Genomic DNA, 8567 nt, shown 5'->3' with positions numbered 1-8567 from the left:
GCGTCCGTGGGGGGGCGCGCCCGCGGGGGGGGGGGGGCCCCCGCCCCCCCCCCCCCCCCGCCGGCGCGGCTATGCGCTCACCGCCTGACGAGCCCTCGCGCGACCGCCGCCTCGTACACGGGGATCCAGCGCCGCACCGCGTACGCGGCGAGCCCGACCGGGACCATCGCCAGCAGCCCGGTCAGCAGCCGCAGTTCCGCGCCCGCGTCGATGCTGTGCACGCCCACCCATCCCGCGACGCCCAGCGCCGTGCCGAGAGCGGCGTGCACGAGGTACGGCCGCACGAGTGTCGCGGGCGCGCACAGCCCCACCCGCCGCCAGCGCACCAGCTGCGCCACATGCCCGACCCCGGCCGCGAGCGGGCTCGCCGCGGCGGTCAGCACCAGGCTGCCGGTCCCGGCGACCGCGGCCGTCAGCAGTACGGACGTCGCGGCCAGCACCAGCAGTTGGACGCGGAAGAGCACGAGCAGCTCCTTGGCCACCTCGTCGACCGCGTAGCCGAGCTGGCAGAGCAGCATCAGGGGCCAGCAGACCGCGAACACCGTGACCAGGATCCCGGCGGCTCCCCAGCCTGGGCCGAGCAGCAGCCGCAGCGCGGGCTGCCCGACACCGGCCAGGACGCCGAACGACACGCAGCCGAGCGCCGAGCCGAGGTTGAGCACGTCGGTCGGCACGCCCCGCAACGAGCCTCCCCCGCCGTTGACCTCCGCCATGGCCGGCATCACCGCCCGGCGCAGCGCCTGGGCGAGCAGCGACGCGGGCAGCGACACCGCGAGCAGTGCCCGGGAGAACTGCCCGGCGGCGTCGGGGCCAAGGTGCCGGGCGACGGCCCACAGCGCGGCGTCCATGGTGACCATCTGCAGGATGCCGTACAGCGCGAAGGCCCCCGACACGCCGAGGACGGCCGGGATGGTGACCCGGTCGCCGGTCGGCAGGACGCAGCGGGCCATCAGCGGCGCGGCCACCAGCAGGGTGACCGTCGGCGTGAGGCACGACGCGGCGACCAGTCCGTACGGCGACCATCCGGCGGTCAGCAGCACGGCCCCGGCGGCCATGCCCGCGAACTGCGCCCCGGTCTCAGCGAGCGCGGCCGCGCGGGCGCGGCCCATCCGGCGCAGCCCGGCCGTCGCCACGAGGGAGGCCGGCTGGGTGAGGAAGTAGCACCCGAACAGCTGTACCACCGGCTCGATTTCCGGCATACCCCACAGCGTGGCGGCGGTCGGCGCGAACAGCATCGTCGCGACGAAGCACAGTGCGCCGCTCGCGAACGCCGCGCGGTAGGCGGTACGCACCAGCCCGCGGGTGAGGACCTCGGCGCGGAGCAGGTAGGTGGACAGGCCCGCGCCGGCGACGTAGCCGAACACGGTCAGCGCGGCGGCCGCCGCCGCGTACGCGCCGAACTCGCGCGGTGCGACGACGCGCGCGGTGAATCCGGTGTAGCACAGTTGGAGCAGCGCGCCCGCGACGGCCGCCGAGTAGTTCCAGGCCAGTGCCGACAGCGTCGCCCGTGCGCCCGCGTTCGCGGGCGGCGCCGCGGGGGCGGCGGCGGACGGTGCCGGCACGGCGTCAGTGCGCGCCACGCGCGGAGAGCACGGCGGGGAGCGTGCGGGCGAGGATGGCCAGGTCCATCGTCACCGAGTGGTTGTCGACGTAGTGCAGGTCGAGCCGGACCATGTCGTCCCACGGCAGGTTCGAGCGGCCGCTGACCTGCCACAGGCCGGTGATGCCGGGCGGTACCAGCAGGCGGCGCCGGGCCTCGCCCTTGTAGTCGGACTCCTCGCACGGCAGCGGGCGCGGGCCGACCAGCGACATGTCGCCGCGGAGCACGTTGACCAGCTGCGGCAGTTCGTCGAGCGACAGGCGGCGCAGGTGGCGCCCGGCCTTGGTGATGCGCGGGTCGTTGCGCACCTTGAACAGGTGGCCGTCGGCCTCGTTGCGGTCGGACAGTGCCGCGCGCTGGCGGTGCGCGCCGACGTGCATCGTGCGGAACTTGAGCATGCAGAAGGGCTTCCCGTGGCGTCCGGCACGCATCTGGCGGTGCAGCGCCGGGCCCCGGGAGGTGCTCCGCACGAGCAGATATACCAACGCCATTACCGGCGCGGTGAGAATCAAAAGCAGGCCGCTTCCCACGACGTCCACTAGTCGTTTGACGGGAAACCGGAGAACCGAGCGACGGGTGGTGGTGACGCGCAAGTCCTACTCACTCCTTCAGCGGAAACGCTGTGTGTCACGCTGGAAACTCCCGGAAATGCGCATTAACTGTTACACGGCGAAGGCCCGTCACCGGATAGGGGCGCGCGCGAAATACTCCGAACGTGAGGCGGTGCCTATTGATGCACGATGAGGAGCCGGACGCGGAATCCCCGCTCGAGTGGGCGTGGAACGCGCCCGCACCCGCACCCGCCTCGCGCCGCCGTGTCACGGTGGTGCTGAGCGTGTTCGCCGCGGCGCTCGTGCTGCTGGTCGGCGTGGCGATCACGGGCGGGCTGTGGCTGTACGGACACCTGAACGACAACATCCACACCGACCACGCCACCGACAAGGAGCTGTCGCGGCACGAGGCCGAGCGTCCCAAGGCGACCGGCTCGGCGCAGAACATCCTCGTCCTGGGCTCGGACTACCGCCCCGAACTGGGCAGCGCGCGCTCGGACACGGTGCTGCTGCTGCACATCGCGGGCGACGGGCAGCGCGCGCAGGTGGTCAGCGTGCCGCGCGACCTGATGGTGTGGATCCCCGACTGCGGCCGCACCGACCTGACCGAGGGCCCGGCCCGGTACGAACAGTTCAACTGGGCGTTCGAGCGCGGCGGCGCGGCGTGCACGATCCGCACGTTCGAGAAACTCACCGGGATCCGCGTCGACCACCACCTGGTGCTCGGCTTCGAGGGGTTCAAGCGGCTCGTCGACGCGGTCGACGGCGTCGAGGTCACCCTCCCGACGGCCGAACGCGACCCGAACGTCGGCCTGGACCTGACCGCGGGGCCGCACCTGCTGCGCGGCGAGGACGCGCTGGCGTACGTCCGGGCCCGCGAGTACGTCGGCGACGGCAGCGACACCAACCGCATCTCCCGCCAGCAGCGGTTCATGAAGCTGCTGTCGGCGAAGATCCGCGGGAGCGACACGCTGCTGAACCCGGTGCGCATGTACCAGGTGCTCGACGCCGCGACCGGCGCGCTCACCGCCGACCCCGGCCTGGACAGCCTGAGCGCGCTCTACGGCCTGACCGAGAAACTGCGCGCGATTCCGGAGGGCCGCGTGGAATTCCACACCGTGCCACGTCGGCCTTACCCGGTCGACCCCAACAGGGACGAGCTGCAACAGCCCGCCGCCGACGAGCTCTTCGCGGCGCTGCGCGCGGATCGCGACTGATCGCGGTGAAGCGTCACTCGCAACCCCTCGCGCGAGGGGCCGTCGCGGCGTTCTGGATGGTGGACGGCGTCTTCATCGCACGCTACGGCGTGACCGGGCCGGCGACGGCGGTGCTGTTCCTCTACTGCCTGCTCGTCCTGCCCGAACTGGTCGCGGACCGACGGGCGCAGGTCGCCGGGACCTCCACGGCGGCCGCGTTCTGGGCCCGCGTCCCCCGGCCGCTGTGGGCGTTCACCGCGCTCGCGGTCGCCTCCACGCTGCTGCACCACGACATGATCGCGGTGCAGAACCTGCTGGTCTACCTGACCTTCCCGGCGGTGCTGCTGGTGGCGTCCGCGGGGGCCACGCCGGTCCACGCGCTGTCCCTGCTGCGCTGGCTGCGCGCGACGGCGGTGGTCCTGGCGAGCGGATACCTGGCGGGCGTCGCGGTGTTCGGCCCGGGCAACTACGTCGTGTTCCCCGCACGCATGTTCGGCGAGGTCCTGTGGATCGGCGTCGTCGCCGCGGTCGCGCTGGCCGGCCGCGGCGCCCGTACGGGACTCGCGGCCGTCGTCCTGCTCGTCGTCGCCGACGTGCTGAGCCTGTCGCGCACGTCGGCGGCGGTGTGCGCGCTGCTGCTGCTCGGCCTGGTGGCCCGGGGGCGCAGCCGCGGGCAGTTCGTCAAGCTCGTCGCGCTGGCCTCCGGGATCGTCGTGGCCGGCTACCTGCTGGTCACCCGGTACGCCCCGATCCGCGACCGCTTCACCAACAACGACAACCGCGGCGTGGGCGGCATCCAGGTGGGCACCTCCGGGCGCGGCGAGATGTGGTCCACCACGTGGGAGTCAATCCAGCTGAAGCCGTGGTTCGGCCACGGCATCGGCAGCGTCGGCCACCTGCTCGCCGAACCCGGCGGGGCCGTCGGGCACCCGCACAACGACTACCTGCGGCTGTGGCACGACCTCGGGCTGCTCGGCCTGGGCCTGTGGGCCGCCGCGGTGGTCCTCCTCGGCCTGGGGGCCTACCGGCGGCGACGCCGCGCCGACAACGCCGAGGACTGGGCGATCCACCAGGCCGCCCTGCTGATGGTCGTGGCGTTCTCGCTCAACATCGCCACCTCCAACCTGATCGTCTACAGCTTCGTCACGGTGCCCGTCGCGCTGGTCGTCGGCACCAGTCTCGGGCGCGGCCCGACCGGCGTGGAGCTTCCGAAGCCCCGCCGCGGCCTGCGCCTCCCGCACACCGATCCGGAGTCCTCGGGACCCCGGACCCGGCCCGCTCCGAAAGGACGCACGTTGGACCTCCGCGGCTACCTCAGGACCCTGGCCCGCTCGTGGCTCCCGATCACCCTGCTCGCGGCGCTCGGACTGGCCTGCGGGATCGCCTGGACCGCCGGCACCACCCCGCAGTACCGCGCCACCAGCCAGGTCTTCGTCTCCACGCGTGCCAGCGGCAACCTCTCCGAGCTCACCCAGGGCAGCGTGTTCTCGCAGGCCCGCGTGCAGTCGTACGCGGACATCATCGCCAGCCCGCGGGTCGCGGCCGGCGTCGTCCACCGGCTCGGCCTGGACACCTCGGCCGAGCGGCTGGCGAAGCGGATCAGCGCCTCGGTCAAGCCCGAGACCGTGCTGATCGACATCTCCGCGACCGACGTCGACGCCGTGCGCGCCGCGGAGATCGCGAACGAGGCCGCCGACGAGGCCGGTCAGCTGATCGGCCGGCTGGAGACGCCGCCCGGGGGCGGCACCGCGCCGGTGTACATCGGGGTCACGCGCAGCGCGGTCCCGCCGGACTCCCCCTTCACCCCGCGCCCGCTGCTCAACGCCGGACTCGGCCTGTTCGCGGGACTCGTGGCGGGCGTGGGCCTGGCGGTGCTGCGCCGCACTCTCGACACGAGCCTGCGCGGCACCGAGGAACTCACCGACGTGACGGGCCTCCCCGTGCTGGGCGCCGTGCCGATGGACAAGGGCGCGCAGGACCAGCCGATCGCCGTCCGCGTCGGCGCGCTCAGCGGGCGTGCCGAGGCGTTCCGCATGGTGCGCACCAACCTCCAGTTCACCCAGGTGGACCACAAGCCCCGGGTGATCCTCGTGTCCAGCTCGGTGCCGGGCGAGGGCAAGACGAGCACCGCCGCCAACCTCGCGCTCTCGCTCGCGGAGTCCGGACGCCGGGTGTGCCTCGTCGACGCCGACCTGCGCAACCCCAGCGTCGCCGGGGTGTTCGGCCTGGTGCAGGAGGCCGGCCTGACCACCGTGCTCATCGGCGCCGCGGCCTCCGCCGACGTCCTGCAGTGGTGGGGCGACAACCAGCTCGCGGTGCTCACCTCCGGACCGATGCCGCCGAACCCGGCGGAGGTCCTGGCGAGCGGGCGCATGCGGCAGGTCCTGCGCGACCTCGCCGACGCCTTCGACATCGTGATCGTGGACAGCGCGCCGGTGCTCCCCGTCGCGGACACCCTGGGCCTCGCCCCGCTCGCCGACGGCGTGATCGTGGTGGCGCGCGCCGGCAAGACCCCCGCCGAGCGCATCCGCGCCACCGTCGGCTCCCTGAACTCCGTCGGCGCACCGCTGCTGGGCGCGGTGCTGAACATGGCCCGGCTCCAGGGCGTCGGCAAGTACGGCTACGGATACGGCTATGGCTACGGATACGGGTACGGCTACGGGAAGTCCGCGGACGACCAGCCGCTGACCGAGGCCGTGCTCGCGGTGCGCACCGAGGCGCTGAAGGTGGGCGCCGACGCCCCGCCGGTGGAGGGCCGATGAGCTCCTTCTCCGTCCTGTTCGTCTGCACGGGCAACCTGTACCGGTCGCCGATCGCCGAGCGGCTCCTGGCCGCTCGGCCCGGCGCCGACCTCCGGGTCGCCAGTGCCGGAACACACGCGTGGCCGGGTCGGCCGCTCGACGCCGCCACCGTCGGACTGCTGCGGGAACTCGGCGCGGATCCGGACGGGTTCACGGCCCGTCGGCTCGACGCGGCGCACCTCGACAAAGCGGATCTGGTGCTCGGGCTGGCCCGGGAGCACCGCGAGGCGGCCGTCCGGCTGCGCCCGGCCGCGATGCGGCGCTGTTTCACCCTCACGGAGTTCGTCCGCCTCACCGACGGACTGGCCGACGACCCGCGCGACGTGGTGGCGCGGGCCGGGGCGACCCGGGGCCGCCCGTCCGGGCTGCCGCCGGAGTCGGACGACATCGCCGACCCCGACGGCCTCCCGCTGGCCGAACTACACGCCTGCGCCCACCTGATCGACCGGGCGGTGGCGCGTCTGGCCGCCGTGCTGACGGCCGGTCACGAGGTCCTGGCCAAGGGCTGAAGGACGCGCGCGGCGCCCCTCGCGGCGCCGCGCGCGGTTCTGAACACCGCCGGGTGCAGTCCGGACAGGACGGTCGCCAGCCGGTCGGGCCCGATCGTCGTCGACACCCGGAGCCGGTCGATCCGCAGCGGCGGACACGAACGCGGGTCGGCGAGCGCGTGGTTGTAGAGGAATCCGGTGCGGTAGCCCAGCTTGTCCAGCACCCGGTCCGCGCGCTCGTCGACGTTGCCGTTGGGATAGGCGAAGGTCGTCGGCGCGTGCCCGAGCACCTCGGTGAGCCGCTCGTGCGCCCCGGTTACCTCCTCCTCGACGCGTGCGTCGGTGCAGCGGTCGAGGCAGGGATGGCTCAGCGTGTGGTTGCCGACCACGACACCGCCGGCGTCCAGCGCACGCACTTCGTCCGAGGTGAGCTGGCGGTACGGCGGCGCCGGGCGCGTCGCGGTGGACCGCAACTCGGCCAGTGCGAGCCGCCGTTCGTCGTCCGGCAGGAGCTTCAGGGCGGCCACGGCCGACTGCGCGTTCGCGCCTCGGCCGAACGGCAGGTGCCGCGACGTCCCGCCGTGGTCCCACAGCGACACGGCCTCCTCCCACCAGAACTGCGCGTCGGTGTCGAGGAGGCTCGGGACGACGAAGCACACGGCCGGGATCCCGCGCGCGGCGAGCCTCGGCAATCCGTCGGCGAAGACGGTCGCGTCGCCGTCGTCGAAGGTGACCAGCACGCTGTGCGGGGGCAGCGGCCGTCCGCCGTGCACGGCCTTCTCGACCTCGGCGAGCGACACCGGGTGCGCGACGCGGCACAGCATGTCCAACTGCGCGGCGAACGCGTCCGCGTCCTCCACCCCGTGGTAGCCGAGCACCGCGAGCCGGCCGGCCGCGCGGCGCCGGAACCACGCCTGCGCCGGGGAGCGGCGCAGCACGACGTCCGGCGCCCGCCAGGCGTCCACGCGCGCGTGCCAGCCGGAAAGCCGGACCTGGGCGGCCGGCTTTCCGGCGGATCTCACGGAGACGGTCACGAACCGGCCTTGGCGGGGTAGGCCGCGCCGATGCCGAGGCCCGGGTACCAGTGCTGCTCGGGGCGTTCGGCGAAGTACGAGAACGCGAGGCTCTGTTCCTCCGCCCACTTCGGGAGTGCGCTCCACTTGTGCGCCATCGTCGCCAGGACGACCGCGCCCGGGGCCAACAGCGGTGTGATGGAGGCCAGTTCGGCCTCCTCGTGGCGCTCGCTGACCGCGGTGTCGCTGACGAACAGGTCGACCGGGTGACGGCGCGCGACCGGACCGGCCAGGAACGCGAGCGAGTCGGCGACGACGTGCTCGACCACCTTGTCGTACGGCGAGCGGATCAGCTCGCCGGAGCGGTCGTCCAGGTCGCACGTGGCCAGCGTGCCGTGGCCGTTGCGCAGCAGGGCCGCCGCGATCACCGCGCTGCCGAGGCCCCGGTTGGTGCCGGTCTCCACGACGAACTCGGGGCGCAGCGCGCGGACGAACGCGTACCAGCCGATGCGCCGCCCGTAGCGCACCACGCGGTCCGTGGTGGCGCGGCGCGGGCTGGCGGCCAGCCCGGCCTCGATGGTGGCGCGCAGTTCGGCGTCGTCGCGCACCTCGGCGAGGTAGCCGCGGACGTCCGCGACCGGCGCGCCGGTGGCGGCGGACACCGTCCACGCGAGGTGTTCGAGGTTGAGCGGCTTGAGGTCGTAGGTGTAGTGCACGTGTTCGCGCGATCGCACGAGCCACGTCGCCTGGGCGCGCATCAGCTGCGTGTTGTGCCGGGCGAGGGCGGTCAGCCGTGTCGGCAGGGCCGCCGCGGATGCCAGGGGGCTGGCGGCGATGCGTCGGGTCAGAGCGGTGTGCCTCATGACTGCTCCTTGCGTGTTGTCTCCGCCGCGCGTTCGTGGCGTACGACCACGCGGT

7 protein-coding genes are annotated in these 8567 nt (G+C 73.7%); 3 read left to right on the top strand and 4 right to left on the bottom strand.

The features are described 5' to 3' along the window. Positions 1 to 77: 77 nt before the first annotated feature. Positions 78 to 1580, bottom strand: coding sequence for an oligosaccharide flippase family protein (locus QI554_RS00265; protein WP_281464427.1), 1503 nt, complete (start codon positions 1578 to 1580; stop codon positions 78 to 80). Next, positions 1567 to 2193: a sugar transferase gene (locus tag QI554_RS00260; RefSeq protein WP_281464426.1), complete on the bottom strand. Its 627-nt coding sequence runs from the start codon at positions 2191 to 2193 to the stop codon at positions 1567 to 1569. Before QI554_RS00260 ends, QI554_RS00265 begins: the two co-directional genes overlap by 14 nt. A 140-nt stretch (positions 2194 to 2333) precedes the next feature. On the opposite strand from QI554_RS00260, the gene QI554_RS00255 reads away from it, so the two are divergent. Genes QI554_RS00255 through QI554_RS00245 form a run of 3 tightly spaced genes read left to right on the top strand, consistent with a single transcriptional unit; the run spans position 2334 to position 6657 of the window. After that, entirely contained in the window at positions 2334 to 3368 is a 1035-nt protein-coding gene (locus QI554_RS00255; RefSeq protein ID WP_281464425.1) for an LCP family protein, read from the top strand. A 5-nt stretch (positions 3369 to 3373) separates the two neighbouring features. Beyond that, positions 3374 to 6109 (top strand): polysaccharide biosynthesis tyrosine autokinase, encoded by a 2736-nt coding sequence (locus QI554_RS00250; protein WP_281464424.1) that lies wholly within the window; start codon positions 3374 to 3376, stop codon positions 6107 to 6109. Beyond that, positions 6106 to 6657, top strand: a complete 552-nt coding sequence (locus QI554_RS00245; protein ID WP_281464423.1) for an arsenate reductase/protein-tyrosine-phosphatase family protein — start codon at positions 6106 to 6108, stop codon at positions 6655 to 6657. Before QI554_RS00250 ends, QI554_RS00245 begins: the two co-directional genes overlap by 4 nt. On the opposite strand, the gene QI554_RS00240 is transcribed toward QI554_RS00245, so the two are convergent. Beyond that, positions 6633 to 7670: a polysaccharide deacetylase family protein gene (locus QI554_RS00240; RefSeq protein ID WP_281464422.1), complete on the bottom strand. Its 1038-nt coding sequence runs from the start codon at positions 7668 to 7670 to the stop codon at positions 6633 to 6635. The two genes, QI554_RS00245 and QI554_RS00240, sit on opposite strands and share 25 nt — an antisense overlap. Beyond that, on the bottom strand, positions 7667 to 8512 hold the full coding sequence (locus tag QI554_RS00235; RefSeq protein WP_281464421.1) for a class I SAM-dependent methyltransferase: 846 nt from the start codon (positions 8510 to 8512) through the stop codon (positions 7667 to 7669). Before QI554_RS00235 ends, QI554_RS00240 begins: the two co-directional genes overlap by 4 nt. Positions 8513 to 8567: the final 55 nt, after the last annotated feature.

This window comes from Yinghuangia seranimata (assembly GCF_029953285.1).
GTDB classification, from domain to species: domain Bacteria; phylum Actinomycetota; class Actinomycetes; order Streptomycetales; family Streptomycetaceae; genus Yinghuangia; species Yinghuangia seranimata.
Note: the sequence above shows the minus strand (reverse complement) of the source record. Positions and strands in the feature narration are given on the sequence as shown.